Source organism: Nocardioides sp. S5, assembly GCF_017310035.1.
Lineage (GTDB): Bacteria > Actinomycetota > Actinomycetes > Propionibacteriales > Nocardioidaceae > Nocardioides.
Window position 1 is genome coordinate 3281659 of the sequence record NZ_CP022296.1, and the last position, 26240, is coordinate 3307898.

Sequence of the window (26240 nt, forward strand, 5' to 3'; positions counted from 1 at the left end):
GTTCCCCTTCATCGGGCCCGGGCGGCCCGCGCGCGCTCCACCACGGGGCCGATCGCCTCCACGAGGCGGTCGATGTCGGCGGGGGTGGTGCTGTGGCCGAGGGAGAAGCGCAGCGAGTGGCGCGCCTGGTCGTCGTCGCAGCCCATCGCGAGCAGCACGTGGGACGGCTGCGGGACGCCGGCGGAACAGGCCGACCCCGTGGAGCACTCGATGCCGCGCGCGTCGAGGAGCATCAGCAGCGAGTCGCCCTCGCAGCCCGGGAAGCCGATGTGGGCGTTGCCGGGCAGCCGGAGCGGGCCGGGCGGGGCGCCGTGGAGGTGGGCGTCGGGGACGACCTCCACCACCCGGCGCAGCAGGTCGTCACGCAGCGCGGAGACGCGGGCGGCGTGGTCGTGCTGGTGCTTCACCGACTCCTCCACCGCGGCGGCGAGCCCCGCGATCGCGGGGACGTCGAGCGTGCCGCTGCGGATGTCGCGCTCCTGCCCGCCTCCGTGCACGAGCGCACTGACGGCCAGGTCGCGGCGTACGACGAGGGCGCCCACGCCGTAGGGACCGCCCACCTTGTGGCCGGTGAAGGTCAGCGCGTCGACGCCCGAGGCGGCGAAGTCGACCGGCACCTGCCCGAGCGCCTGCACGGCGTCGGTGTGCACGGGGACCTGGTGCTCGGCGGCGATCGCGACCACCTCGTCGATCGGCTGGAGCGAGCCGACCTCGTTGTTGGCCCACATCACCGACACGAGTGCCACGGACGCCGGGTCGCGCGCGATGGAGGCCCGGAGCGCCTCGACGTCGAGGATCCCCTGGGACGAGACGGGCAGGAGCTCGACGTCGGCACCGTCGTAGGTCGCCAACCAGTCCAGCGGGTCGAGCACGGCGTGGTGCTCGATCGCCGTGGACAGGATGCGGGTGCGGCGCGGGTCCTGCTCGCGGCGCGCCCAGAAGATGCCCTTCAACGCGAGGTTGTCCGACTCCGTGCCGCCGGAGGTGAAGACGACGTCGCCGGGCCGGGCGCCGATGACGCCCGCGATCGTCTCGCGCGACTCCTCCACGATGCGTCGCGCCCCGCGCCCCGAGGCGTGCAGCGAGCTCGCGTTGCCCACGCCGGTCAGGTGCCGGGTCATGGCCTCGATCGCGGCCGGCAGCATGGGCGTGGTCGCGGCGTGGTCGAGGTAGACGAGCGGCTGGGTCATGACCTGCCAAGCGTACGGGGCCTCCGTGCGCGAACCGGCCCCGCATGTCCCCGCCTGCGCCTAGGCTCGCGAGGTGCGCATGTCCCGGGCCTGGCTGACCAGCCTCCTGCTGGTGCCGCTGCTGGCCTGCCAGGCGCAGCCACCCGCCGACGACGGCCCCTCGCCGCGCGACCTGCCGGACAGCAGCGGGACACCGGCGGGGATGGACCAGTCCCTGCGCGACGCCGCGCTCGAGGTGGTCGAGGCCCGCGAGCGCGCGCTCGTCGACGGTGACCGGGAGGCGTTCCTGGCGACCGTCGACCCCGACGAGCTCGGCTTCTCCGCGACGCAGGCGCGCTGGTTCGACAACCTGGCTCAGCTCCCGGTGACCGACGTGTCCTACGAGCTCGGCGACGAGGACGTGATGACGCGGGTCGCCGGCGAGGGCGACCTCCAGCTCCCGGTCGACTTCACGATGCGGCTGCGCGGCTTCGACCGCCGGCCGGTGACCCAGCGGATGGTGTGGACCTTCGTGCGCAGCGGCGACGACGCGCTGCTGGTCGAGGACCGCAACACCCAGATCGACGCCCAGACCGGTTGGACGCCGGCCCCGTGGGACCTCGCCCACATCGACGTACGCCGCTCCGACGGGATCCTCGCGGTCTTCGACGAGGACACCGCCGAGCACGGCTCCTACGTCATGAGCGACCTCGCCGAGGCGACCGCCGTCGTGCGTAGCCACCTGCCCGGATGGTCCGGGAAGTTCGTGGCCTACGGCATCTCCGACGTCACCGCGCTCGACCGGATGAGCGCGATGACGGTGGCCGACACCGCTGCCGTCGCCTTCCCTGTCATGTCCCGCCCGGGCGGTCCGGCAGCGGCCTACCGCTTCGCGGTGAACCCCACCGTGGTCGGCGACGTGCTCGCGCGCGGACGGGTCTTCCGCCACGAGCTGGTCCACGTCGCCCTCGGCACCACCGACGACCGCTCGCCCCTGTGGCTCGTGGAGGGCACGGCCGAGTACGTCGCGCGTTCGGTCCTCCCCGTCGACGACCGTCGGCGCATCGCGGCGCAGGAGCTGTTCGGCGTCGCCGGCCGGGCGCTCGAGCCCAGCCGCCGCTTCTACACCCGCGACGCCGGCGTGAACTACGCCCTGTCGTCCCTCGTGTGCGACTTCCTCGCCAGCACCCGCGGCGAGGACGTGCTCTGGGACCTCGTGCGCACCTTCCGGACGGCGCGGTTCTCGACGTGGGCGGAGTCGGAGGACGTCGTACGCCGTGAGCTCGGCCTCTCGACCGACGAGCTCAGTGCACAGGCACTGGCCTGGGCCCGCTCGGCCTGAACCGACTCAGGCCATCCGCTCCAGCCACGGGTGCTCCGGGTACAGCCGGGTGGCGGCGTCGCGGAGCCACTCCCGCTCGGCCTCCTCGAGCAGCGGCCACGCCACCGTCAGGTCCCGGTCGTCCTTGGGCCGGTGCAGCGCAGCCTTGTAGAGCAGCGCGACCTCCGGCCTCAGCCAGCGCACCCCCCCGTCGTCGACCCAGGTCACGTCGTCGAGGGGCGCGACATGGTCGGGGTCCCGCTTGCTGGTCCACAGCCCGTCCCGGTCAGGGGTGATGACCAGGTCGATGACCCAAGGGTCCAGCGCACTGCGCCGGACCCACACCTGGCTGCGGACGTCCAGCACCTCGGGGTGACGGTCGTTGAAGGGCCGCAGCGTGCCGCCGTGGATGCTCCAGAGGTGCCACCGGTCTCCGACGTGCTCGCGGAACGCTCCCAGGTCGCAGGCCAGCAGGGACAGGTCGACGTCCTCGTGCTCGCGCCGGACGCCGGTGAACGCCTCGATCGCCCATCCGCCGACGATCCACCACAGACGGTCGAAGCCGGCCATGAAGTCCACCAGCCCGTCGGGGTCGAGCGGCGCCCACGGCCCGTACCAACCGAAGAACTCCTCGTCCTCCGCGACCTCCTCCGCCGTCCGGTGCAGCGGCTCGCGCGCGTCGTCCATGCTCCGACGCTAGCGTCCGGCGCGGTGGCAGGGTTGCCGCGTGCGCACCCACGAGCCCGACGGATACGACTGCCCCTTCTGCCGGATCCAGCGGGGCGGCCACGACGAGCACAACCAGCCCGAGGACGTCGTCGCCGTCACCGACCTCGCCTATGCGCGCATCTCGCCCAAGTGGTGGCCGGGCAACCCCGGCGCCGCGCTGGTCATCCCCCGCGGTCACCACGAGAACCTCTACTCCATCCCCACCGAGGTCGGCCACGCCGTCTGGGACCTGACCCAGCGGGTCGCGGTCGCGATGCGGACGGCGTACGACTGCGAGGGCACCTCGACGCGCCAGCACAACGAGCCCGCCGGCAACCAGGACGTGTGGCACCTGCACGTCCACGTCTTCCCGCGCCACGGCGACGACCACCTCTACGAGCAGCACCGCTCGACGCGGTGGGTGACACCGCAGGAGCGGGAGCCGTACGCCGACCGGCTCGCCGGTGCGCTCGGCCTGCCCCGCACCTTCGGCTGAGGCAGGATCACCCCATGGACTTCCACCAGATGCAGGACCGCGCCCGTGCCGTCCGCGCCCGCTAGCAGACGTCGAGGCCGCCACCTACGGCCGCTCGTGGACCACCGAGGAGATCATGCTCGGCTTCCTCGGCGACGTCGGCGACCTCGCCAAGCTCGTGCAGGGCAAGGCCGGCGTGCGCCCGCGCGACGACCTCGACGAGGCGCTCGCCCACGAGCTCGCAGACTGCCTGTGGAGCGTGCTCACGCTCGCCGACGCGTACGACGTCGACCTGGCCGGCGCCTTCGCCAGCACCATGGACGAGCTCGAGGAGTCGTTGTCGTCACCGGAGGCCTGAGGGTGACGGGTGCCTCTCCCGACGACCCACACTCAGGCGCACCGACGAGGTCAGAGTGGAACAGCGTGCGTACGGGCCGCGCGACGCCTTCGCTGGAACCAGACACCGAGGAGTCCGCCAACCCCGGCGACGCCGCCGCCGATCACCCAGGCGGAGGTCCCTGCCACCGGGGACTCACCGTCAGCTGGAGCCGCCCCAGTCGCCGCCGCCTGCGTGGGGTGCGCCGGGGCCCCGGTCAGCCGCGCCACGGCCTTGATCCGCTTGGGAGTGGCCAGTGCTGTGCCGTCGCACAGGCTTGCCGTACGGCGTGCCCCGTCGCTGCTGAGGAAGACGAGGTAGCGGCGGTCGACGATCATGCCCTCCAAGCCGCACGACGCACCGGACATCGGCGACTCGAAGGTGGTCGACGTTCCGATGTCGCCTCGATAGACGGCATCCACGGCCACGGTGTAGGTGATCGGGTCGGCGCTGCTCATCACGGCCTGCTGGGGCGGGTCCTCCATGCCGACCAACGTCCCGGCGAAGATCTCGTCCGCACCGGCAACGGCGTCTGGAACCCCTCGATAGGCACAGGAACATGCGACGGCTGGTCCTGATCCCCACGTCACGACCAGACCCGGTACGACGAACACCGTCAGCACCAGGGCACGGAGGAATGGCATGGCCTTCTGACGGCAGCTCCGAGGTAGGGGTTCCGTCCGCGTCGCTGCAGGTCCGCACGCCCACCGCGCCGGCTCCTACGTCCGCCGGTGGAACCTGAGGTCGCCGTTGGGGAGGCGGTCGGTGCGGTAGCCGGTGTCGTGGGCGCGGTGGTGGTGGTGCGGGCAGAGCAGGATCGCGTTGTCGAGGTCGGTGGGTCCGCCGGTGTGCCAGGGGTCGAGGTGGTGGGCGTCGCACCAGGTGCCGGGGGTGTCGCATCCTTCGGCGCGACAGGTGCGGTCGCGGATCAGCAGCGCCTTGCGTTGAGCGGGTGTGAAGAGTCGTTTCGCGCGGCCGAGGTCGACCGGGAGGCTGGTGCCGTCGAGGACGGTGGGGAGGATCTTCGCGGTGCACGCGAGCCGGCGTGCCTGGCTGGCGGTGATGCGGTCGCCGGTGAGGTCATCGCCCGGGACGAGGCCGGCGCCGATGAGGTCGGCGGTGGCGAGCTCGGCCCGCAGCGACGCCAAGGGGATGGTCACGACGACCGTGGTCGCGTCGCCGCCGTGGACGGGCAGCCGGGTCGGGTCGGCTGCTTCGAGGAACCGGGCGAACGCCTCACCCATGCGGCGGGGGTAGGGCAGCCGGGTGAACGGATCGCCGTCCCCGCCCGTCTTTTCGTGGGGTGCGCGGGGGTTGGCGAACGCTTCGAGGTAGGTCGCGAGCCGGGTCGCGACCGCGTCCGGCACCAGCGCGCTGATGCGGGTGGTGCCGTCGCCCTGGCGGCGCATCGTCATCCGCGTCTTGTCCGCGGCGCGGGCTTCGAGATCGGCCAGCCGGGCGGCTTCCGCAGCCTCGGCGATCTCGGGGGCGACCACGTCGAGGACCCGCCGCCCGATCCGCCCCAGCTCCTTCGGCCCGAACTCCGCCGCGCACGCGACCAGGTGGGCTTCAGCGCGGTCAACGGTGTCGGCGTCCACCGCAACGGGAAGGGCGTCGAGGGCTCGGCGGATCACGTGCGCCTGGGCCAGGGTCACGGCGCCCTCGCGCATCCCCACCGCCAGCACCGGCCGCTCCCGGTCCAACGCCCCAGCGAGGGCGAGATCGGCCCGTGCGTCGGCGTACCGGGCACGAGTCTGGTGCGCCAGCCACCCCGCGGCGTCCTTCGCACCCGTCGCGTCGGCGAGGTCGCCCGCGTCGGCCAGGACCCTCAGCCGGAGCTCGACCAGCTGCGCCTCGGCCGCGACGAGCTCACGGAGAGCGGCCGCCTTCTCGGAGGTGGACATGAACGTCGGGTTCGTCCCTGCGACGCCCTTCAGCAGGCTCCGGATGTCGGAGGCAGCAACAAGGATCGGGTGGTTCACGGCTGGCCTCCTTCCGACGACGGCGTACCCCACGCACGTGCGTGTGGCTCTACGGTCGTCGCTCCTGGAGGCCCGGATCACCGGACTATTACTCACCCTCGCAACTCGCCCCACCAGCTCGGCATCACGACTACCCGGTGACTGTGGAACGTGAACCCGACTCTACCCCGGCTCGACCATATTTAGAACACACGTTCGATCAAGAACGCATCAGGATCCGCCCGTTGTGCGGAGACGACTCGTCCGGGACTCGACGGGCGGTCCTCCGCGTCCGACGCGGCCATCAAGGGTCGAGCAGACGCTGCTCGCGCTCCGGCCGCACGAGGGCTTCACCGTCCACTCGGACCACTGCCTCGACACGTCCCCCACGGGACAGCCAGGCGAAGCCGTCTAGCCCAGCAGCACCAGGTCGTCGCGGTGCACGACCTCGCGCTCGTACGCCGCTCCCAGCGACTCCTTCAGGTCACCGGTGGAGCGGCCGAGGAGCGCGGGCAGCTCCTCGGAGTCGAAGTTCACCAGCCCCCGGGCCACCACTCCCCCGTCGGGATCGAGCAGGTCGACGGGGTCACCGGCCACGAAGCTGCCGGCCACCGAGGTGATGCCGGCGGGCAGCAACGAGGCCCCGCGGGACACCACGGCGCGTACGGCTCCGGCGTCGAGGGTCAGCGAGCCGAGGCCCGTGGTGGCGTGCGCCAGCCAGAGCTGACGTGCCGGGCGACGCTTGCCGGTGGCCTCGAAGAGGGTGCCGACCTCGGCACCCGCGAGCGCCGCAGCACCCTGCTCGGCAGAAGTGAGCACGACCGGGATGCCGGCGCCGGTCGCGATGCGGGCGGCCTCCACCTTGGTCGTCATGCCCCCGGTGCCGACGCCGGACGAGCCAGCCGCACCGATGGTGACCGCCGCGAGGTCGTCCTCGGAGCGCACCACGGGCAGCAGCTGCGCACCGGACCGGCTCGGCGGGCCGTCGTAGAGACCGTCGACGTCGGAGAGCAGCACGAGCAGGTCGGCGTGCACCAGGTGCGCCACCAGCGCCGCGAGCCGGTCGTTGTCGCCGAAGCGGATCTCGGAGGTGGCGACGGTGTCGTTCTCGTTGACGATCGGCACCACCCCGAGCTCGAGCAGCTTGGCGAGGGTCTGGTGCGCGTTGCGGTAGTGGGCGCGGCGCACCACGTCGTCAACGGTGAGCAGGACCTGGCCGGTCACGATGCCGTGCCTGGCGAACTCCTCCTGGTAGCGGTGGGCCAGCAGCCCCTGCCCCACGGACGCCGCCGCCTGCTGGGCCGCCAGGGCGCGCGGGCGGGTGCTGAAGCCGAGCGGCGCCAGGCCGGCTGCAATGGCGCCCGACGACACCAGGACCACCTCGGCGCCGCTGCCTCGCGCCGTCGCGAGGACCTCGACGAGACGGCGTACGCGATCGGGGTCGATCCCACCCGCGGCCGTGGTCAGCGACGACGACCCGACCTTGACCACGATGCGCCGGGCGGCGCGGACCAGGGTCGAGCGGTCAGTCGTCACTGCCGTCCCAGTCGGGGTCGTCCTTGCTGCCGATCTCGTAGGACATCGGACCGACTCCCGAGCTGCCGCTGCTGCGGTTGGGGCCCTTCTTCTTGCGCTCCTCGTCGAGGCGGCGGGCGACGTCGGCGCGCGCCTCCTCCTCGCTCTTGGTCTCCATCGCCTCGGCGATGTCGCGACGGCGCTCGCGGGCCGGGCGGTTCTCACGGAGCCGCTCGTCCTCACCACGGCGACCGAGCATCTCGGCGCCCGCCTCGATGCTGGGCTTGAAGTCGAAGACCACGGAGTTGTTCTCGGGGCCGATGATGACGGCGTCGCCCTCCTCGGCGCCCATGCGCGCGAGCTTGATCTCCACGCCGAGCCGGTTGAGACGGTCGGCGAGGAAGCCCACCGCCTCCTCGTTGCTGAAGTCGGTCTGGCGCACCCAGCGCTCGGGCTTGGTGCCGCGCACGCGCCACCCGTCATCGGTCCGGACGACCTCGAAGTCGTCACTGGCGTCGACGGCCTTCGGCCGCAGCACGATCCGCTCGGGCGCGACGTCGGGGGCGACCTCGCGCGACGCGACGACGATCTCGGCCATCGCGAACGTCAGCTCGCGCAGACCGGCACCGGACGCAGCACTGACCTCGAAGACCCGCAGCCCACGACCGCGCAGCTCCTCGACCACCATGTCGGCGATGTCCTGGCCGTCCGGCACGTCGACCTTGTTGAGCGCGACCAGTCGCGGGCGGTCCTCGAGACCGCCGTAGCGGGCCAGCTCGCCCTCGATGACCTCCAGGTCGTCGAGCGGGTTGCGACCGGGCTCGATCGACGCCGTGTCGACGACGTGGACCAGCGCCGCGCAGCGCTCGATGTGGCGCAGGAAGTCGTGGCCCAGGCCGCGGCCCTCCGCGGCACCCTCGATCAGGCCGGGGACGTCGGCGACCACGAAGGTGGTCTCGCCCGCGGTGACCACGCCGAGGTTGGGGATCAGCGTGGTGAAGGGGTAGTCGGCGATCTTGGGCCGGGCCCGCGAGATCGCGGCGATGAGCGAGGACTTGCCGGCGCTCGGGAACCCGACGAGGCCGATGTCGGCGACGACCTTCAGCTCGAGGCGTACGACGAGCTCGTCCCCGGGCTCGCCCAGCAGCGCGAAGCCGGGGGCCTTGCGCTTGGAGGAGGCCAGCGCCGCGTTGCCGAGGCCGCCCCGACCGCCCTGGGCGACCACCATGGTCGTGCCGTGGCCGATCAGGTCGGCGAGCTCGTTGCCGTCGGCGTCCTTGACCAGGGTGCCGTCGGGGACGGTGAGGACGAGGTCCTTGCCGTTGCCGCCGTTCTTGTGGTCACCGGCGCCCTGTCCGCCGTTGTCGGCGCGGCGCTTGGGGCTGTGGTGGTAGTCGACGAGGGTGGTGACGCTGGTGTCCACCTGCAGGATGATCGATCCGCCCTGGCCGCCGTTGCCGCCGTCAGGACCACCGAGCGGCTTGAACTTCTCGCGCTTGACGGAGGCCACGCCGTTGCCACCTCGTCCGGCCGCGAGGTGCAGCGTCACCTGGTCGACGAACGTGGGGATGGCCATCAGATTCCTTGCATCGGTGGGTGAAAGCACGAAGGGCGCCCCGGAATCGGGACGCCCTTCGCAGAAGTGCTCAGTGTCGCGGGGAGGTCACTCGCCGGGGACGATGTTGACGACCTTGCGACCGCGGCGGGTGCCGAACTCGACGGCGCCGGCCTGCAGGGCGAACAGGGTGTCGTCGCCGCCACGGCCCACGCCGGTGCCCGGGTGGAAGTGCGTGCCGCGCTGGCGGACGATGATCTCGCCGGCGCCGACGACCTGGCCGCCGAAACGCTTCACGCCGAGGCGCTGCGAGTTCGAGTCACGACCGTTCTTGGTGCTCGCGGCACCCTTCTTGTGAGCCATTGTTCAGTCCTTTGACGATTGAGCTGGAGAGAGACGTGTCGACCTCGAGCGAACGCTCAGAGGGAGATGTCGGTGACCTTGACCTGGGTGTACTTCTGGCGGTGACCCTGGCGCTTCTTGTAGCCGGTCTTGTTCTTGTACTTCTGGATGATGATCTTGGGGCCCTTGGTCCGGCCGGTGACCTCGACGGTCACGCTCGCCTTGTCCAGGCCGGTCGCGGTGACCTTCTCGCCATCGACGACCATCACCACCGGAAGGGTGAGGGTGTCGCCCGCGGCGCCCATCGCGTCGATCTCGATGACGTCGCCCACGGCAACCTTCTGCTGCTTGCTGCCAGCGCGCACGATCGCGTACACGGCCACTCTCCTCATCAGACTGCGGAAAACTGGGGGAACTTCTACCTGCGCACGACACCGCCTGGAAGGGCGAGTACGCCGCGTGGCGGGCGCGCAGGGATGGTGTGTCGAACACCGAGGGTCAAGACTACGGGATCGGGTGACGACCGGCAAAACGACGTCCGGCCGCCCCCGTCCCACGGTGCTCAGCGCTTGCGCGAGCCCTTCTTCTTGATCGGCACGTGCTCCACGACGGGTGCGTCCACCGGCTCGGAGCCGGCAGTGCCGGGCTCGACCGCGCCCGTGTCCGGGACGGTGCCGGCAGCACCGGAGAGCACACCCGGCACCTGGCCCGAGCCGTCGGTCGCGACCGGCTCGGTCACGGAGACGGCGGCCGGCGGACCGGCGGGACGGCTCGCGGAGCGGCGTCGGGTGCGGGTGACGACGCGCGGCTTCTCGTCCTCGACGGGAGCCGGCGCAGCAGGCTCCTCAGCAGCCCCTTTGGCAGGCGCCTCGACCGGGGTCTCGGCAGCGGGCTCGTCAGCGGCCTCGGCCGGAACCTCCTGGGCAGCCTCGGCCGGAGCCTCGGCAGCGGGTTTCGCCGTCGGCTCCTCCGCGGAGGCAGCGGGCTCGTCAGCCGGCTCCGCCACGCTGGGAGCAGCCTCGTCGGCCGGCTTCTCGTCAACCGGCTTCTCGTCGGCCGGCTTCTCGTCAACCGGCTTCTCGTGGCGCGCCATGGCGGCCACGTCCTTGGGCGACGGGGCGTGGCCGTGGTGGTCGGAGGACGAGTCGCTGCCTCCCCCGTTGCCCCCGTTGCCACCGCCGCTGCCGTTGTCGTTCTCACCGCTGGCGCCGCGGCGACCGCGACGGCGGGAGCTGCGACGGCCCTCGCCGTCGTCTGACTTCGCGTCGGGGTCGACCGGCTGGTCCTTGATGACGACGCCGCGACCGTGGCAGTGCTCGCAGTTCTCGCTGAACGACTCGAGCAGACCGGTGCCGATGCGCTTGCGCGTCATCTGGACCAGGCCGAGCGAGGTGACCTCGGCGACCTGGTGGCGGGTGCGGTCACGGCCCAGGCACTCGACCAGACGGCGTACGACGAGGTCACGGTTGGACTCCAGGACCATGTCGATGAAGTCGACCACGATGATGCCGCCGATGTCGCGCAGCCGGAGCTGGCGCACGATCTCCTCGGCCGCCTCGAGGTTGTTCTTGGTGACCGTCTCCTCCAGGTTGCCACCGGAGCCGGTGAACTTGCCGGTGTTGACGTCGACCACCGTCATGGCCTCGGTGCGGTCGATGACCAGCGAGCCGCCCGAGGGCAGCCAGACCTTGCGGTCCAGGCCCTTCTGGATCTGCTCGTTGACGCGGTAGGTCGCGAAGATGTCGCCGCCGGTGCTCCCGCGCTCGAAGCGCTGCACGCGCTCGGCGAGGTCCGGGGCCACCGACTCGACGTACGCCGACACGGTCTCCCACGCAGCGTCGCCCTCGATGACGAGCTTGGAGAAGTCCTCGGTGAAGAGGTCGCGGACCACCTTGAGCGTCAGGTCGGGCTCTCCGTAGAGCAGCTGCGGGCCGGAGCCGCGGTTGGCGGACTTCTTCTCGATGTCCTCCCAGCGCGCCTTGAGCCGCTCCACGTCGCGGGTCAGCTCCTCCTCGCTGGCGCCCTCGGCAGCGGTGCGCACGATCACACCGGCGGTGTCGGGGACGATCTCCTTGAGGAGGTTCTTCAGACGGTTGCGCTCGGTGTCGGGCAGCTTGCGCGAGATGCCCGAGGTGGTGCCGTCGGGGACGTAGACGAGGAAGCGGCCGGCCAGGCTGACCTGGCTGGTGAGGCGGGCACCCTTGTGGCCGATCGGGTCCTTGGTGACCTGCACCAGGATCATCTGGCCGCTGGAGAGCACGGACTCGATCTTGCGCGGCGCGCCCTCCTTGTGACCGAGTGCGGACCAGTTCACCTCACCGGCGTAGAGCACGGCGTTGCGGCCCTTGCCGATGTCGATGAAGGCGGCCTCCATCGAGGGCAGCACGTTCTGCACGCGGCCGAGGTAGACGTTGCCGATGATCGAGGTCTGCGACTCGCGGGCGACGTAGTGCTCGACGAGCACCTTGTCCTCGAGCACGCCGATCTGGGTGAGGTCCTCGCGCTGGCGGATCACCATGACGCGCTCCACGGACTCGCGACGGGCCAGGAACTCGGCCTCGCTCACGATGGGCGCACGACGGCGACCGGCCTCGCGGCCCTCGCGGCGACGCTGCTTCTTCGCCTCGAGGCGGGTGGAGCCGGCGACCGAGGTGATCTGGTCCTCGGCGGAGCGCGTACGCCGCACGCGGGTGACGGTGTTGGGCTCGTCGTCGGACGACTCGGCGTCGTCGCCCGAACGGCGGCGGCGACGACGGCGACGCGACGAGCCGTCGCCGTTGCCCTCACCGGCGTCGGGACCGGAGTCGGGACCGGAGTCACCGTCGCCCGACGCGCCGGCCTCGGCCGCGTCGTCGGAGGAGTCGGCGGACTCCTGGTCGGTGTCGCCGTTGTCGGCGGAGGAGTCGGACGACTTGCGGCGGCGGCGGCCACCGCGGCGGCGGCGGCGACGGGCGGAACCGCCCTCGCCGTCCTCGCCCTCGCCCTCGCCCTCGTCGGCCGAGGCCGACTCGTCGGCGTCGGCGGCGACCTCGGGGGCCTCCTCGGTCACGCCCTCGGCGTCGGCAGCGGCCTCCTCGGTCGCGTCCTCGTCCTCGGGGGCCTCGGCGGCGACGGCCTCGGTGGCCTCGGCGGCCTTGCCCCTGCCCCTGCCGGAGCCCGACGCCTTCTTGCCGGCGGACTTGCTCGTGGACTTCTTGGCGGCAGCCTTCCTGACGGGCCGCTGGGCGGCAGGCTCCTCGCCGGCGGTCTCCGCAGCGGTCTCGGCGGCGGCGGGCTCATCACCCTCGACCGTCTCGACGGCGGCCGGCGCGGGCTTCTTGCGCGTGCGTCGTGTGGTGGTCGTGACCACCGGTGCCTGGAACAGCACGGCGGGAGCAGCGTCGTCGGAGGTCTCGTCCGTGTCGGTGCCAGCCGCGGCGTCGGCCGGAGCGTCGACGGCAGCGGCGGACTCCGCGGCGGGCGCGGCGGTCTTCTTGGCGGCACGCTTGCGCGGGGCGCGCTTGGCGGGAGCGGTCGCGGGTGCGACCTCGTCGCCGGCGGCAGCGGCCTCCGGAGCAGCGGCCTCGGGGGCCGGCGTGGTCGCCCCGCCGGGTGCGGCGGCGGTCTTCTTCGCGGCCGTCTTGCGGGGCGCGGCCTTCTTCGCCGGCGCCCGGCGTGCGGTCTTCTTCGCCACCGGGGCCTCGGTGGCGGCCTCGGCCGACTCGGCAGCAGGCTCGGCGGCGGCCTGCGGTGCAGCCTCGGCAGGGGCGGCGGCCTCGGGCGCGGCAGCGGCCTTCTTGGCGGGCGCCTTGCGCGTACGCCTCGTCACGACGGGCGCGGGCGGCGCCTCCGGGGTGCCCGGGCCGGTGTCGGCGCCGGTGTCGGTGGTGCGGTCGGGCTGGTCGTCATCGAGCATGTGGTGCTCCTCGGGCACCGAGGTGGTGCCGATACGGCGTCCACCGCTCTCGATCGGCGATCACGGGAGACGCAAAGCTTCTGTGGCGGCGACACCCTCCGCGTGTGCGTCTCCGAGAAGCCGTCCGCCACCTGCCGCGGTCGCCGGGCCACTGCTGAGTCGCTGTCACCGACTCAGTGGCCGCGTCGCGGTCCGGTGACGTCCACCCACCCGGGGTGCCGACCACATCGGAGTGACCGGCGAGAACGTCGTCGGCTCGACGGATCCTGACGGTTGCCAGGGCGTCGAACGTGGCGAGTATCGCACACCGAACCCGGCGCGGCGCTATGCCCGAGGCGCAAGCGGGTCGCCGACCTCACCGGAGTCGAGCAACGGTCCCTGGGCGAGCCGGGTCATCAGCGGGGCCTCCCCCGCCGCCAGCCCGGCGACGTTCGCGAGCCCGCGCAGCACGTCGTCGGGGCGCACGGCCGGGGTGCCGTGACGCAGCACCACGTCGAGCGTCGTACGCCCTGCAGCGGCCTCGTCGCCGTCGAGCACGACGAGGGACACCACGGCGCCCCGGGCGTCGAACTCGCGCATGCCCTTCTTCGTCATCCGCTCCACGAGCGCCTCGCCGGCTGCGAGGAAGCGGCTCACGGCCTCGGTCGCGGTGGCCGGGTCGGCGTCCACCGCGATCCGCCAGCGGCTGCCCTCGAGCAGGTCCGACAGCGACCCGCCGGACGACTCCACCACCTCGAGGACGTCGAGGCCTGGCGGCAACGCCTCGTCGAGCATCGCGTGGACGTCGCGCGGCACCACGACCTGGGCCAGCGCGAGCTCGAGGTACTCCGCCTCGCTGGCCGAGCCGGTCGGGGCGGCGCCGGCGTAGGAGATGCGCGGGTGCGGGTTGAAGCCCGAGGAGTACGCCATCGGGATCCGCGCGCGGAAGACCGCGCGCTCGAAGGCGCGGCTGAAGTCACGGTGGCTGGTGAAGCGGAGCCGGCCGCGCTTGGCGTAGCGCACCCGGAGGCGCTGGACGGGCGGGGCCTGCTGCTCGGGCTGCTGACGCACGCGCAGAGCCTAGGCGAGCGGTGTCGGATAGGTCGCACCGCCGCAGGACGGTATATTCACGCCGGTGAGAGACGTCGCTTTCGTTGTGCCCGTCTACAACGAAGCGGAGGTCATCGCCTCGGTGGTCGCGGAGGTCCGCGAGACCTGCCCGCACGTCGTGTGCGTGAACGACGGCAGCTCCGACACCTCCGCCGACGAGATCCTGCGCGCGGGCGGCTACCTGGTCAACCACCCCATCAACATGGGTCAGGGCGCGGCCCTGCAGACCGGCATCGAGTTCGCGCGGCTCCTGCCGGGCGTCACCCGGTTCGTGACCTTCGACGCCGACGGCCAGCACCGGGTCGAGGACGCGGTGCGGATGCTCCGCGTGCTCGACACCACGGACGTCGACATCGTCCTGGGCTCGAGGTTCCTCGGCGAGGCCGTCGGAGCCAGCCGTCTCAAGCGGCTGCTGCTCAAGGCCGCGGTGCGGTTCAGCAACGTCACGTCGGGCGTCCGCCTGACCGACGCGCACAACGGGCTGCGGGTGTTCAACCGCCACGTCGCCGACACCCTGCGCATCACCGCCCCCGACATGACGCACGCCAGCGAGATCATCGAGCTGATCGCGAAGAACAAGTACCGCTTCGTCGAGGTCGGCGTGACCATCGACTACTCGGACTACTCCGTGGCCAAGGGCCAGCCGGCCGTCAACGCCGTGAACATCGCCTTCGACACCCTCCTCCGGAAGGTCAGCCGCTGATGGTCCTCGTCCAGGTCCTCCTGATCGCAGCATTCGCCTTCATCTTCTTCAAGGCGCTCCGCAGCCGCAGTGCGCACAGCGTCAACGCGTGGAAGAAGATGGCGTTCGTCCTGCTGATGGTCCTCGTGGTGATCGCCGTCCTCGCCCCCGACCTGGTCAGCATCGTGGCGCAGCTCGTCGGCGTGGGGCGCGGGACCGACCTCGTGCTCTACATGGTGTCGGTGACGTTCGGCTTCTACGTCGTCAACCAGTACCTCCGCGCCCAGGAGGCGCGCCACCAGCTCCACCAGCTCGCGCGTCGGATCGCGATCCTCGAGGCCCAGGAGCGCTACGGCATGGAGCGTCTCACCGTGCTCGACGCCCCGCTGCCCGGGGAGCCGCCGTCCGACACCGAGCCTCGGGCCCCGCATGCTTGAGGTCTGCATCCCGTTCTGGGGCGAGCCCGCGCTCCTGTTCGAGGCGGTCGAGAGCGTGCGCGCCCAGTCCGACCCGGACTGGCGTCTCACGGTCGTCGACGACTGCTACCCCGACGATGCCGTCGCCACGTGGTTCGCGGCGCTCGACGACGCCCGCGTGCGCTACCTGCGCAACGAGACCAACCTCGGCATCACCGACAACTACCGCCGTTGCCTGGAGCTCGCGACCGCGGAGTGGATGGTGTTCCTCGGCTGCGACGACGTGATGCTGCCGGAGTACGTCGCCACGGTCCGCGCCGCCATCGCCACCGCCGATCCGGACGTCGATGTCGTGCAGCCCGGCGTCGAGGTCGTCGATGAGCACTCCGTGCGCGTGGACCCGCTGGTGGACCGGGTGAAGCGAACGCTGTTCGCTCCCCGCCTCGACGGCCCGCTGGTGCTCGGCGGCGAGGACCTCGCAGTGTCGGTGCTGCGGGGCAACTGGACCTACTGGCCCTCGCTCGCCTTTCGCACCGAGGCGCTGCGGCGCCACGACTTCCTCGACGGCTTCCCTCTCGTCCAGGACCTCGCGCTCCTGGTCGACCTCGCGCTGGGCGGGTCGAAGATGCTCGTGCTGCCGGACGTCGTGTTCGCCTACCGTCGCCACTCGGCCAGCGCGTCGTCGGCCACCGTCGACGACGGCGGACGGTTCGCGGGCGAGCGCGCGTACTTCGCGATCGCGGCCGACCGGACCGCGGCTCGTGGCTGGACGCGCGCACGGCGGGCCGCCCGGGTGCACGCGGCGTCGCGCCTCTATGCAGCGAGTCGTCTGCCGCAGGCGCTCGGCGGGCGGGCCTGGACAGCAGTCGGCGCCCTCGGCCGGCACGCCTTCGGGCGCTGAGCCTCAGCGAGCGCTCTCGCGCAGGGTGCGCTCGAACACCTCGAGCGTCTCCTCGGCGACACGACGCCAGCTGAACGTCGCCGCCTGCGCGAGACCGTCGCGCGCCAGGCGCTGCGCCACCTCGGGCCGGGTCGCCAGAGTGGTGATCGCGGCCGCGATCGAGGCGTCGTCCAGCGGGTCGAACCACAGCGCGGCGTCGCCCCCGACCTCACGCAGCACCGGCAGGTCCGAGGCGATCAGCGGCAGGCCGATCGACATGGCCTCGAGCACCGGAAGCCCGAAGCCCTCCGCGAGCGTGGGGTACGCCATCGCCCGGGCGCGCCGACGCAGGTCGTCCAGCTCGGCACTGTCGATCCAGCCCTTGAGCTCGACCCACGGCTCCATCCCGGTGCGGCGGACGACGTCCTCCAGCGGGTCGGGTCCGGGGCCTGCCCCGGTGATCACCAGGCGCGGGCGCACCGACTCATCCACCAGCGCGAGCGCTCGTACGAGGGCGTCCCAGTTCTTGTAGGGCCGCCGCTGGCCACTGGCCAGGACGAGGTTCTCCCCCACGCCGTCGCGCTGGACCGGGCCGGGAGCCTTGGCTGCCAGCGGCACGACGTGCAGCCGGTCGGTCGGGAAGCCGAGGTACTTGTGGATCTCGGCGGCGGAGACGGCCGAGTCGGTGATGATGCGCGCGGCGTTGGCCGCGGCCCGCCGCTCCATCCACATCACGGGCTTGGTGTAGAACGGCGTCACCATCGAGTCGGGGTGGCTCCAGTAGAGCATGTCGTGGATCGTCAGCACGGTCGGCATCGACGTACGCACGGGGCCGAGCGTGGCCGGGCAGTGCACCAGGTCCGCGTGCCGCCTGCGCGCGTGGAGGCTGGACGCGACGAGCTCTCCAGCGGCCCAGACGAAGCGGTTCTCGCCACTGATCCGCGAGCGGATCACCTCGCCCGGGAACCACGACAGGTCCATCCGGCCGCCCTCCGCGCTGGCGAGCGCGACGAAGTCGAACGCGGTGTCCATCGAGCCGATCTCGCGGTAGAGCTCGCGGGTGTAGGTCTCCATCCCCCCCTTGGTGCCGGTGTAGGAGAGCATGTCGACGAAGACGGTGGGGCGGTTCATGCGTGTCCTCTCGAAGGGGCCGGGTGCGGGGCCGTGGAACGGGCGAGGCGCGACCAGGCGAGCCCGAGGTGCAGCAGCACCCCGACCACCGGGCCCGCGAACAAGGAGGCGAGCACCCGGTGCTCCAGGGTGCCGGGAAGCGTCAACACGACCAAGGACACGACGGTGGCGCCGATCCAGCCGCCGAGGTAGACGGCGTGGGCATCCACCGCGACCGTCGCAGCCCCGGTCAAGGTGAGCAGGGCGACCAGTCCCGCAGCGACCACCAGCGCTGCGAAGACCGGGCCGGAGACGTGGTAGTCGGCATTGATGAGCCGCAGGAGCCACGGTCCGACCAGCCAGGCGGCGCCGGACCCGACCGCGCAGACCACGGCCAGGGCCGTCCAGACGGGCACGAGGGCGCGGATGCCGTGGCGCACGACCTTGGCGACCGCGACGTTCTGGTAGGCCCCGAGGGGCACGAGCAGGGGGGCGCGCGAGAGCGAGACCGCCAGGAGGATCGGCGCCGCACCGTCGAAGACAGCGTCCGAGGTCGTCGCCTTGAGCAGCACCGGGTAGCCGACCAGCAGCAGGGCCGACGCACCCGCAGCGACGCAGGATGCACCGACCCTGAGGCTGAGCCCACGACGCCCGACTGCGACACGGGTGTGCCACGCGCCCCGCAGTCGGGGTGAAGCCAGCGCGAGCAGGACCCACGCTCCCGCACTCACTGCCGCGGCCCAGGCGAAACCCACGAGTCCGGTCGCGAGCATCGTGGCCACCACGACGAGCACGAGGCGGGTCGCTGCCTCGACGCCCACCAGCGTCGAGTAGGCACCCCACATCCGGCGCCCGCCCACCGCGCCTGCGATGCCAGCGTGCACGACGAACAGGGCAGTGCCCCCGAGGAGGGCGGCCAGGAGGAGCCGCCACTCGGACTCGAAGAGGCGCGGCGCCCACCATGGACCGGAGAGGCCTGTCACGACCACGAGCCCGAGTCCGAGCATCGTGGTGTGCGGCACAACTGCCGGTCCCGCAGCATCGGGACCAGCCACCAGCACGGCTCGTGTCGTCTCGGTGGTGATGCCGATGAGGACTCCGAAGATGGAGAACAGCGCGCCCCAGAAGACCAGGAACTGCGCGTTGGACTCAGCTGAGAGCATCCGCGCTGTCAGCAGCAGCACGCCGTAGCCAGCCACCCCGCTGACCACTGCTGCGGCGAGGACGCTGCCCCCTTCGACTCGGCTCGTCGACTGTTCGGGGGGCACGCGAGGCATCCTAGGTGTCCGGTGTCCCCCGGGCGGGATCGGGCACGGACCCCCGGCTGGGCTCGCTCGGACTGCTGAGCGAGGTGCTGACGCGCTGGTAGTCGCGCATCATCAGCGAGTGGCGGCGGTCCGGCAGAGCGGCCAGGTGACCGAGCCCGTAGGCGACACCGGGCCGGCGCACGAGTGCGCGGGTCGCCGCGGACACCTTGCCCCGGTGGAAGAGGTGGACGAGGTTGCTGGTGACCACGCCGTCGAACCCGAGCCGTCTCGCGAGGTGCTCGAGGGAGGCACGCGTGTAGAAGGTGATGTGCTGGCCGGTCTCGAGCGTGTAGTAGTCCCACTCCCGAGGGCCGGGCGCCGGGTCCGGCAGGACCTGGGTGGTCGTCAGCAGCAGGTCGGTGCGCTGCGAGAGCGGAGCCAGTGCGGACACGGGATCCTCGAGGTGCTCCAACACCTCGAAGGCCGTGACGAGATCGTACCGCTGACCACCGGGTCCGGCGGCGTCGGTGACCGGGGAGGACTCGTGGCCCTCGGCGAAGATGTTGGTCGCGAACGGGTCGGTGTGGGCGAAGTCGAAGCCGCGGTCCCGCATGAGACGGGTGAGGGTGCCGTAGCCGCCGGCCCAGTCCAGGAACGTGCCACCCCGCAGCCGCTCGGAGCGCAGCACCGTCGCCGTGATGCTGGCGAGGATCTGGCACCGGTCCAGCAAGCCGATGTCGAGCTTGGCGATGGCGTCGCTGTAGGCCTCCTCGAGCCACGTGGGGTCGGCGGCCTGGACCGCTCCGCACACGTCGCACCGCAGGTAGAGCGCCGGCACGTGCCCCAGCACCTGGTCCCGTGCGAACTCCCTCGTCGTCCCCTGGCAGGCCCTGCACTCGTTCGTCACGCTCGGATCCTCCGCGTCTACGTCCCTCGTCGACCCGACCGTATACTGCACGCCGCCAGTCGGACCGACCGCCGGGGGATCCTCCACGTCATGCCAGCACGCCCACGCCTTGCCGTCCTCCCACTCTTGGCGGTGGTCGGTGTCGGACTGGTCCTGTCGGTGATCCAGGTGCTGTCCTACCCCCGCCTCAGCCCGATCGACGAGCTCTCCCACCTCGACTACATGCTGCGCTCCCCCACGCTGCTCGACCCCGGCGACAAGGTCGGGCAGGACGCCATGCACATCCAGGCGTGCCGGGGCGTCGACGCCGAGGGTTTCGACCCCAACCCGTGCAAGCGGGGCACTGTCTACGACCCTGACGTGTACCAGGAGTCCGGTTACAACACCGCCGCCACGAACACGCCGATCTACTACGCCGCCGACCGGGCCGTGGCCGAGGTGATCCGGGTGGCGACGCCGGTCGACAGCCTCTTCATCGCCGGCCGCATGGCGGGCGGCCTGTGGCTCGCGCTGGGCGTCGTGCTGACGGCGCTGGCGGGCCGCCGCATGGGCGTGGGGATGCTGCCGCTCGCCGGCGTGCTCGGCCTCGTCGTGGCGTCGCCGGCGACGACGTACGCCAGTGCCACCGTCACCCCTGACGCCCTCGGTCTCGTGGTCGGCGCCGTGGTGCTGCTCGCGGCACTGCGATGGGAGGAGCGTCCGACGAAGGCCCGGGCGGCCGTGCTGGTCGCCGTCGCGGCGATCGTGGCCCTGATCAAGCTCACCAACTTCGTCGTCGTCGCGGCGGTGGCGCTCTACCTGCTCCTCAACCGTGCCCGTGCCGCGAGGAGCGAGACCGACACAGGGCACGCTGCGACACCGCCCGTCAGCGGCCGGTCCCGCACGGTCGTCGCCCTGGCCACCGGCGCCTTCGCCCTCTTCGCCGCCGCCGCCTGGACGGTGTCCAGCAACGCGCGCAACCACCAGGACCCTGACGACCTGCCCGACATGGCGACCAGGTTCGCCGTCGACGCGTTCCCCTGGCGCGGGCTCTTCGACAACGCCTTCTCGCTGGCCCAGCCCCTGCAGTCCCCGTGGGTGAGCGTGGGCGACCCGACGCTGATGTTCTTCAGCAACACCCTGGCGCACCTGGTCCTGACGGCGGGGCTCGTCGCCGCTGCCCTGTTCGTCACCGACCGCAGGCGCGAGACGCTCCTGGCCAGGTCGCTCCTGGTCGCGGCGGTGGTGTTCTCGCTCGGCCTGGTGGTGCTCGGCTACGCGACGTCCCAGATGTACTTCCCGCTCCCCAACCGCTACGGCGTGGCGATCGTCGCGCCGGCAGCGGTCGTGACGGCCTCCATGCTGCGCAGCCGCATCTCCGTGGGCGTGGTCCTCACCCTCGCCGTGCTGGCCGCCACCGTGTCCGTCGTCCGCCTCGCCGGGTTGCCCTGGGTGCCCCCCACGTGAGCCGTACGACGTCCGCGCCCACCGACGAGGTCGGTCAGTCCGACCCGACGGTGGTGCGGCCCGACCACACGGCCGTTCCCACCCACCACCGCCCGGACATCCAGGCTCTTCGTGCGCTCGCCGTGACCCTGGTGGTGGCCTACCACTTCTGGCCGGCGAGCATCCCCGGCGGTTTCGTCGGGGTGGACGTCTTCTTCGTCATCTCGGGCTTCCTCATCACCAGCGCGCTGCTGCGCCGACCGCCGGAGGGCGTCCGGGACCTGGGCGCCTTCTGGGCGCGGCGCATCCTGCGGCTGATCCCCGCGGCCGCGCTGACGATCGCGGTGACGCTGGTGGTGGTGTGGGCGTTCCGGCCGACACCGGAGTGGGCGCCTGCCGCACGGCACGGACTCACCTCGATGTTCTACGTCGAGAACTGGCGGCTCATCTCCGACGCCACCGACTACCTCCGGGCCAACGCCACCGCGTCTCCGTTCCAGCACTTCTGGTCGCTGTCGATCGAGGAGCAGTTCTACGTCCTGTGGCCGCTGCTCGTCGGGCTGGGCGCCCTGCTGGACCGACGGCTGCGACGCGCCGGGGTCGCGGTCCTCGTGCTGCTCGGCACGGTCACGGCGGCCAGCCTCCTGTGGAGCCTCACCCTGTCCTGGAGCGAGCCCGCCGAGGCCTACTTCGCCACGCCGGCCCGCATGTGGCAGCTCGGCGCCGGCGGCGTGCTGGCGTGGATGCTGCTCCACCAGCGCCGTCGCCCCGGCGCGAACGTCCGCGGCGCCTACGCGCTGGCCGGCCTCGCACTGGTCCTCGCGAGCTCCCTGCTCATCACCGGTGAGACGGTCTACCCGGGCTGGGCGGCGCTGGTGCCGACCCTCGCGGCGGCACTCCTGATCCATGCCGACGACCCCGACGGCCCGCTCTCCCTGCGTCGCCTGACCCACTCACGTCCGGTGCAGCTGGTGGGTGACTGCTCCTACGCCATCTACCTGTGGCACTGGCCCATCGTCGTCCTGGCCCCCGGCGTGCTCGGCGTGCAGCGCGGCCTGGTCCTGTCCCTCGCGCTCATCGGCCTCACGCTGGCACTGTCGTGGGCGTCGACGCGCTACGTCGAGAACGCCCTGCGCCCGCGCTCCGGCACGACGTTCGTCGGCCGGCGCGCGGTGCTGGTGCTCGCCGTGTGCTCCCTGCTCGTCGTGGGCATCGCCTGGTCGATGCTCCGTGCGTCCGAGTCGGCCGTGCGCGCCTCCGAGGACCGGGTCCGCGACCTCGTCCCCACCTCCCTGGAGCCGACCTGCGTCGGAGCGGGTGCGCTCGACCCCGACCTCGACTGCGAGGAGCCCACCGAGCTGGTCACCACGCCGGAGTTCACCCGGGGCGACCTGCCGCTCTCGGTCATCGTCGGCCAGTGCATCAACTGGCCGCCGTTCGGCGAGCTGGTCAGCTGCCCCGTCGGCGACACGACCCAACCCGAGCGCAAGGTGGCGCTGCTGGGCAACTCGCACGCCGGCCACTGGGAGCCGGCCCTGACCGCGATCGCCCAGGAGCACCAGTGGCAGGTCGACACCTACGTCATCGGGGTGTGCCAGCCCACCACCGACAATGCGGCGGCGCCCTCGGTCGACCCCGCCGAGACCGACACCTGCGACGCGCTGGTCGACGAGGCCCTCGACCGCATCGTCGCCGAGCACGACCTGGTCGTGATGTCGACCCTCGACCGCGACTCGACCTCCCCCGACATCTACGAGGCCACCCTGCGCCGCCTCACCGACGCCGGCGTGCCCGTGCTCGTCATCCGTGACACGCCGGCACCGATGGACCCCGACTACGACACGGTCGCCTGCGTGAGCGAGCACCTCGAGGACACCACGGCCTGCGACGGCACCCCCGAGGAGTGGGTGGGGCAGGACCCGCTCACCGAGGCCGCGGAGGCCCTCGACTCGGACCTCGTCACCACCGTCGACCTCGAGGACCACATCTGCCGCGAGGACGTGTGCCCGGCGGTGATCGGCGGAGTGATCGTCTACGCCGACTACAACCACCTCTCGGCGACGTACTCCGCGACCCTCGCCCCCTACCTCGAGCCGGCCGCGCTCGAGGCGATGGCGACAGGCGACTGACCGGCTCGAGGGACTAGGGTGGCGCCGCACGTGAAGCCACGAAGGGGTAGGACTTGAGCGAGAAGAAGACCGACGCAGACCTGCTGCGGGAGTCGGAGCTCTTCGACACCGACTTCTACCTGAAGAAGAACCCGGACGTGCGCACGTCCGGTGTCGACCCGGTGCTCCACTACCTCCGGCAGGGCGCGCGTGACGGCCGCAACCCGTCGAAGGAGTTCTCGACGAACGCCTACCTGCGCCGCAACGGCGACGTGGCGGCGTCCGGGATGAACCCGCTCGTCCACTACCTCCGCACCGGCAGGGCCGAGGGACGGGTGCTCAACCCCGCCGAGGACGACGCCCGGCTGGTGCGCGAGTCCGGCTTCTTCGACGAGGACTACTACCGCCACTTCCGCCCGGACCTGCCGACCGACCGCGACGTGGTCAAGCACTTCATCCGCTTCGGCGCGCGTGAGGGCCTCGATCCCAGCGAGAAGTTCTCCACCTCCGGATACCTGCGCCAGAACCCCGACGTCGCCAAGACGCACTGGAACCCGCTCGTCCACTACCTGCGCCACGGTCGCGCCGAGGGCCGCATCGCCCCGCGCGGTGCCCTGCGCGAGCCGTACGTCGACGCGCTCTACGCCGAGCGCTGGCAGTCCATCGCCCCGATGCCGGTGACCCGGCTCCCGGGCGGCGAGCACCGCATCAGCATCGTCACCGACAGCGTCGCGCCGCACAGCCTCTTCGGCGGCGTCGGCACCGCGATCATCCTGGGCGTCCAGGTCGCCAACCGCCTCGGCAACGGGACCCTGCGGCTGGTGACGCGCACCGACGAGCCCGACGGCCAGGTCATCGCGCTCCTCGAGGAGGCCACCGGCATCAGCCTCGACGGCATCCTCGAGCTCGAGCAGGTGTCGGTCGACGGCAGCCAGCGGCTCCAGTTCACCGACCGCGACATCGTCATGACCACGTCGTGGTGGACGACCCGCGCAGTGCTGGACAGCGACATCCCCCGCGACCAGGTGCTCTACCTGCTCCAGGAGGACGAGCGGATGTTCTACGCCTACGGCGACGAGCGCCTGCTCTGCCAGGAGACCCTCGCCGAGCCGGACCTCGCGGTCGTGGTCAACACCTCGCGTCTGCTCGAGCACCTCTCGGGACCCGGCGGGCTGCCGCACCTGCGCGAAAGCGCCATCGCGCTCGAGCCGGCCTTCCCCACGCGCGACGCCTCGGTCGTGCCCGCAGGCTCCGGCGGCGCGAAGCGCAACCTGTTCTTCTACTCCCGCCCGCTCAACGCCCGCAACCTGTTCTGGCGTGGCGCCCAGGTCATCGCACGCGCCGTCGAGGCACGGATCCTCGACCCCGACGAGTGGGAGTTCCACTTCGTCGGTCGCGGCACCCCCGATCTCACCCTGCCGCGCGACGTCCACGTCACCATCACCGAGGGCATGGGCTGGACCGACTACCAGGACTTCGTCGCCTCGATGGACGCCGCCCTGGTCCTGATGGACACCCCGCACCCGTCGTACCCGCCCTACGACCTCGCGTCGGTGGGTGCCGCGGTGCTCACCAACTCCCACGGCATCAAGACCGATCTGTCCGACATCTCCGACAACATCATCGTGGCGCCCTCGACCGTCGACGGTCTCCTCGATGGTCTGCGCCGGATGGTCGAGCTGGCACGTGACCCCGACCAGCGGGCCGCGAACGTCGCCGCCGACCACATCAACCGCGACTGGGAGGCGACCCTGGTGCCGGTCGTCGACTGGGTGATGGACCGCTTCCGTGCCACGACCGGCGCGGGCGCACCCGGTGAGGGGACCAGCGAGGAGAGCATCGTCCCGGATGTTCACTGACCTGCCCGAGCCTCCCGGCGAGGTCCGCGACCTGTGGGACAGCTCCATGGCCACGCGCGTCGGCACCATGCTCGACGGCGAGCACCGCGTCGCGTTCGTCTACCGGACCCCCGACACCAGCACGTTCCGCTACCGCGTCGCGAACACCGTCGACGCGCTCAACCACACCCCCGACAGACGGCTCCGCGCAGGGTGGTTCTGCGACGACGAGCTGCGCGCCCTCACGCGGATCGTGCCGGAGCTCGACGCGATCGTCGTCGCGCGCTACCCCTACGGTGCCGCGCTGCGCGAGCTCGTCCAGAAGGCCGAGGCGCACGACGTACCACTGGTCTTCGACTGCGACGACCTGGTCTTCGACGTCGGGTTCGCCGAGCTGGTGATGAGCTCGCTCGGCAAGGACCAGGACGTCAACGCCGAGTGGGACGTGTGGTTCGCCTACATGGGACGCCTCAACGCGTCCCTGTCGGCCTGCCGCGGAGCGATGACGACGAACGCCCTCCTGGCGCGTCGGCTCGCGCCCTACGTCGAGCACGCGCCGTCCATCGTGCCCAACGTGCTCAACCGGGCCCAGCAGGCCTACTCCCGCGAGCTGCTCGACGCCAAGGTCGGTGGAGCGTTCCGGCGCACCGGGCCGGTCACGATCGGCTACTTCAGCGGTACGCCGTCGCACGTGCGTGACTTCGCCATCGCCGGCCCCGCGCTGGCGCGGCTGCTCGACGAGGACGACGACGTCTCGGTGCGCATCGTGGGCTACCTCGACGACCTGGGCGCACTCGAGCCGCACCGGGAACGCGTGGAGTTCCAGAAGTTCATGCACTACGTCGAGCTGCAGCGCTCGATCGCCGAGGTCGAGGTCAACATCGCCCCGCTCTCCCACACCCCCTTCAACATCTGCAAGTCCGACCTCAAGTTCTTCGAGGCTGCTGCGGTGGGCACGTGGACGGTCGCCTCGCACACGCCCTCGCTCGACGAGGCCGTGGAGGACGGCGTCACAGGTCGCCTGGCCAAGGCCCACGAGTGGGACGGTGCCCTGCGCGAGGCCGTCCACCTGGCCCGGGACCGGCAGGCGTACGCCGACCGCATGACGCCGGCAGCCGAGCAGGCCCACTCCCGCTGGGCATGGAGCTCCGTGGCGGAACCGCTGGCCCAGGCCCTCGAGCCCTACCTGCGGTCCCGCTGAGGCTCCCACCCCGGGCGGCC

23 protein-coding genes are annotated in these 26240 nt (G+C 71.8%); 10 read left to right on the top strand and 13 right to left on the bottom strand.

The window, feature by feature from the left end; translation table 11 throughout:
* Positions 1–8 precede the first annotated feature (8 nt).
* Positions 9–1190 carry a cysteine desulfurase family protein gene (locus CFI00_RS16240; protein WP_207082108.1) on the bottom strand — a complete coding sequence of 394 codons (1182 nt, stop codon included), beginning with the start codon at positions 1188–1190 and terminating at the stop codon, positions 9–11.
* A gap of 73 nt (positions 1191–1263) precedes the next feature.
* Between CFI00_RS16240 and CFI00_RS16245 the strand changes: the two genes are divergently transcribed.
* Complete coding sequence (locus CFI00_RS16245; protein ID WP_207082109.1) at positions 1264–2511, top strand: hypothetical protein; 1248 nt, start codon at positions 1264–1266, stop codon at positions 2509–2511.
* Positions 2512–2517: 6 nt separating this feature from the next.
* Here the strand turns inward: CFI00_RS16245 and CFI00_RS16250 are convergent, their stop codons facing one another.
* Positions 2518–3177: a hypothetical protein gene (locus CFI00_RS16250; RefSeq protein ID WP_207082110.1), complete on the bottom strand. Its 660-nt coding sequence runs from the start codon at positions 3175–3177 to the stop codon at positions 2518–2520.
* A gap of 40 nt (positions 3178–3217) precedes the next feature.
* Between CFI00_RS16250 and CFI00_RS16255 the strand changes: the two genes are divergently transcribed.
* The gene (locus CFI00_RS16255) at positions 3218–3694 is read left to right on the top strand and encodes an HIT family protein (RefSeq protein ID WP_207082111.1); all 477 of its coding nucleotides are present in this window, start codon (positions 3218–3220) and stop codon (positions 3692–3694) included.
* A 115-nt stretch (positions 3695–3809) separates the two neighbouring features.
* Entirely contained in the window at positions 3810–4031 is a 222-nt protein-coding gene (locus CFI00_RS16260) for a MazG nucleotide pyrophosphohydrolase domain-containing protein (RefSeq protein ID WP_207082112.1), read from the top strand.
* A 50-nt stretch (positions 4032–4081) separates the two neighbouring features.
* Here CFI00_RS16260 and CFI00_RS16265 read toward each other — a convergent pair whose 3' ends face one another.
* The 8 genes from CFI00_RS16265 to CFI00_RS16300 form a co-directional block, all read right to left on the bottom strand.
* On the bottom strand, positions 4082–4693 hold the full coding sequence (locus CFI00_RS16265) for a hypothetical protein (protein ID WP_207082113.1): 612 nt from the start codon (positions 4691–4693) through the stop codon (positions 4082–4084).
* A gap of 75 nt (positions 4694–4768) precedes the next feature.
* Complete coding sequence (locus tag CFI00_RS16270; RefSeq protein WP_207082114.1) at positions 4769–6031, bottom strand: HNH endonuclease signature motif containing protein; 1263 nt, start codon at positions 6029–6031, stop codon at positions 4769–4771.
* A gap of 390 nt (positions 6032–6421) precedes the next feature.
* Entirely contained in the window at positions 6422–7546 is a 1125-nt protein-coding gene (gene proB, locus CFI00_RS16275) for a glutamate 5-kinase (RefSeq protein WP_207082115.1), read from the bottom strand.
* On the bottom strand, positions 7536–9101 hold the full coding sequence (obgE, locus tag CFI00_RS16280) for a GTPase ObgE (RefSeq protein WP_242532442.1): 1566 nt from the start codon (positions 9099–9101) through the stop codon (positions 7536–7538). Before obgE ends, proB begins: the two co-directional genes overlap by 11 nt.
* An 87-nt stretch (positions 9102–9188) precedes the next feature.
* Positions 9189–9443: a 50S ribosomal protein L27 gene (gene rpmA, locus CFI00_RS16285; RefSeq protein ID WP_135840891.1), complete on the bottom strand. Its 255-nt coding sequence runs from the start codon at positions 9441–9443 to the stop codon at positions 9189–9191.
* A 56-nt stretch (positions 9444–9499) separates the two neighbouring features.
* Positions 9500–9799 (bottom strand): 50S ribosomal protein L21, encoded by a 300-nt coding sequence (rplU, locus tag CFI00_RS16290; RefSeq protein ID WP_207082116.1) that lies wholly within the window; start codon positions 9797–9799, stop codon positions 9500–9502.
* Between the two features lie 185 nt (positions 9800–9984).
* On the bottom strand, positions 9985–13317 hold the full coding sequence (locus tag CFI00_RS16295) for an Rne/Rng family ribonuclease (protein ID WP_207082117.1): 3333 nt from the start codon (positions 13315–13317) through the stop codon (positions 9985–9987).
* A 324-nt stretch (positions 13318–13641) separates the two neighbouring features.
* The gene (locus CFI00_RS16300) at positions 13642–14367 is read right to left on the bottom strand and encodes a TIGR03936 family radical SAM-associated protein (RefSeq protein WP_207082118.1); all 726 of its coding nucleotides are present in this window, start codon (positions 14365–14367) and stop codon (positions 13642–13644) included.
* Positions 14368–14431: 64 nt separating this feature from the next.
* Here CFI00_RS16300 and CFI00_RS16305 point away from each other — a divergent pair, with 64 nt between their 5' ends.
* Genes CFI00_RS16305 through CFI00_RS16315 form a run of 3 tightly spaced genes read left to right on the top strand, consistent with a single transcriptional unit; the run spans position 14432 to position 16405 of the window.
* Positions 14432–15109, top strand: coding sequence for a glycosyltransferase family 2 protein (locus CFI00_RS16305; RefSeq protein ID WP_207082119.1), 678 nt, complete (start codon positions 14432–14434; stop codon positions 15107–15109).
* Complete coding sequence (locus CFI00_RS16310) at positions 15109–15525, top strand: DUF2304 domain-containing protein (protein WP_207082120.1); 417 nt, start codon at positions 15109–15111, stop codon at positions 15523–15525. Before CFI00_RS16305 ends, CFI00_RS16310 begins: the two co-directional genes overlap by 1 nt.
* Positions 15518–16405 (top strand): glycosyltransferase, encoded by an 888-nt coding sequence (locus CFI00_RS16315; RefSeq protein ID WP_207082121.1) that lies wholly within the window; start codon positions 15518–15520, stop codon positions 16403–16405. The genes CFI00_RS16310 and CFI00_RS16315 overlap by 8 nt, the downstream gene beginning before the upstream one ends.
* Positions 16406–16408: 3 nt before the next feature.
* On the opposite strand, the gene CFI00_RS16320 is transcribed toward CFI00_RS16315, so the two are convergent.
* The 3 genes from CFI00_RS16320 to CFI00_RS16330 are packed head-to-tail and all read right to left on the bottom strand — an operon-like array spanning position 16409 to position 19648.
* Positions 16409–17515 (bottom strand): glycosyltransferase family 1 protein, encoded by a 1107-nt coding sequence (locus tag CFI00_RS16320; RefSeq protein WP_207082122.1) that lies wholly within the window; start codon positions 17513–17515, stop codon positions 16409–16411.
* Positions 17512–18762, bottom strand: a complete 1251-nt coding sequence (locus CFI00_RS16325) for a hypothetical protein (RefSeq protein ID WP_207082123.1) — start codon at positions 18760–18762, stop codon at positions 17512–17514. The genes CFI00_RS16320 and CFI00_RS16325 overlap by 4 nt, the downstream gene beginning before the upstream one ends.
* 10 nt (positions 18763–18772) lie before the next feature.
* Positions 18773–19648: a class I SAM-dependent methyltransferase gene (locus CFI00_RS16330; protein ID WP_207082124.1), complete on the bottom strand. Its 876-nt coding sequence runs from the start codon at positions 19646–19648 to the stop codon at positions 18773–18775.
* A 90-nt stretch (positions 19649–19738) separates the two neighbouring features.
* Between CFI00_RS16330 and CFI00_RS16335 the strand changes: the two genes are divergently transcribed.
* The 4 genes from CFI00_RS16335 to CFI00_RS16350 are packed head-to-tail and all read left to right on the top strand — an operon-like array spanning position 19739 to position 26220.
* Positions 19739–21094, top strand: a complete 1356-nt coding sequence (locus CFI00_RS16335) for a glycosyltransferase family 39 protein (protein ID WP_207082125.1) — start codon at positions 19739–19741, stop codon at positions 21092–21094.
* Positions 21091–23202, top strand: coding sequence for an acyltransferase family protein (locus CFI00_RS16340; protein WP_207082126.1), 2112 nt, complete (start codon positions 21091–21093; stop codon positions 23200–23202). Before CFI00_RS16335 ends, CFI00_RS16340 begins: the two co-directional genes overlap by 4 nt.
* A gap of 53 nt (positions 23203–23255) precedes the next feature.
* Positions 23256–25040, top strand: a complete 1785-nt coding sequence (locus CFI00_RS16345; RefSeq protein WP_207082127.1) for a hypothetical protein — start codon at positions 23256–23258, stop codon at positions 25038–25040.
* The gene (locus CFI00_RS16350) at positions 25030–26220 is read left to right on the top strand and encodes a glycosyltransferase (RefSeq protein WP_207082128.1); all 1191 of its coding nucleotides are present in this window, start codon (positions 25030–25032) and stop codon (positions 26218–26220) included. The genes CFI00_RS16345 and CFI00_RS16350 overlap by 11 nt, the downstream gene beginning before the upstream one ends.
* Positions 26221–26240: the final 20 nt, after the last annotated feature.

Excerpts from the sequence above, each read along its gene's own strand:
- CFI00_RS16240 (WP_207082108.1), bottom strand. The coding sequence starts at position 1,190 with ATGACCCAGCCGCTCGTCTACCTCGACCACGCCGCGACCACGCCCATG.
- CFI00_RS16250 (WP_207082110.1), bottom strand. The coding sequence starts at position 3,177 with ATGGACGACGCGCGCGAGCCGCTGCACCGGACGGCGGAGGAGGTCGCG.
- CFI00_RS16260 (WP_207082112.1), top strand. The coding sequence starts at position 3,810 with ATGCTCGGCTTCCTCGGCGACGTCGGCGACCTCGCCAAGCTCGTGCAG.
- CFI00_RS16265 (WP_207082113.1), bottom strand. The coding sequence starts at position 4,693 with ATGCCATTCCTCCGTGCCCTGGTGCTGACGGTGTTCGTCGTACCGGGT.
- obgE (WP_242532442.1), bottom strand. The coding sequence starts at position 9,101 with ATGGCCATCCCCACGTTCGTCGACCAGGTGACGCTGCACCTCGCGGCC.
- rpmA (WP_135840891.1), bottom strand. The coding sequence starts at position 9,443 with ATGGCTCACAAGAAGGGTGCCGCGAGCACCAAGAACGGTCGTGACTCG.
- CFI00_RS16295 (WP_207082117.1), bottom strand. The coding sequence starts at position 13,317 with ATGCTCGATGACGACCAGCCCGACCGCACCACCGACACCGGCGCCGAC.
- CFI00_RS16310 (WP_207082120.1), top strand. The coding sequence starts at position 15,109 with ATGGTCCTCGTCCAGGTCCTCCTGATCGCAGCATTCGCCTTCATCTTC.
- CFI00_RS16315 (WP_207082121.1), top strand. The coding sequence starts at position 15,518 with ATGCTTGAGGTCTGCATCCCGTTCTGGGGCGAGCCCGCGCTCCTGTTC.
- CFI00_RS16320 (WP_207082122.1), bottom strand. The coding sequence starts at position 17,515 with ATGAACCGCCCCACCGTCTTCGTCGACATGCTCTCCTACACCGGCACC.
- CFI00_RS16335 (WP_207082125.1), top strand. The coding sequence starts at position 19,739 with ATGCCAGCACGCCCACGCCTTGCCGTCCTCCCACTCTTGGCGGTGGTC.
- CFI00_RS16350 (WP_207082128.1), top strand. The coding sequence starts at position 25,030 with ATGTTCACTGACCTGCCCGAGCCTCCCGGCGAGGTCCGCGACCTGTGG.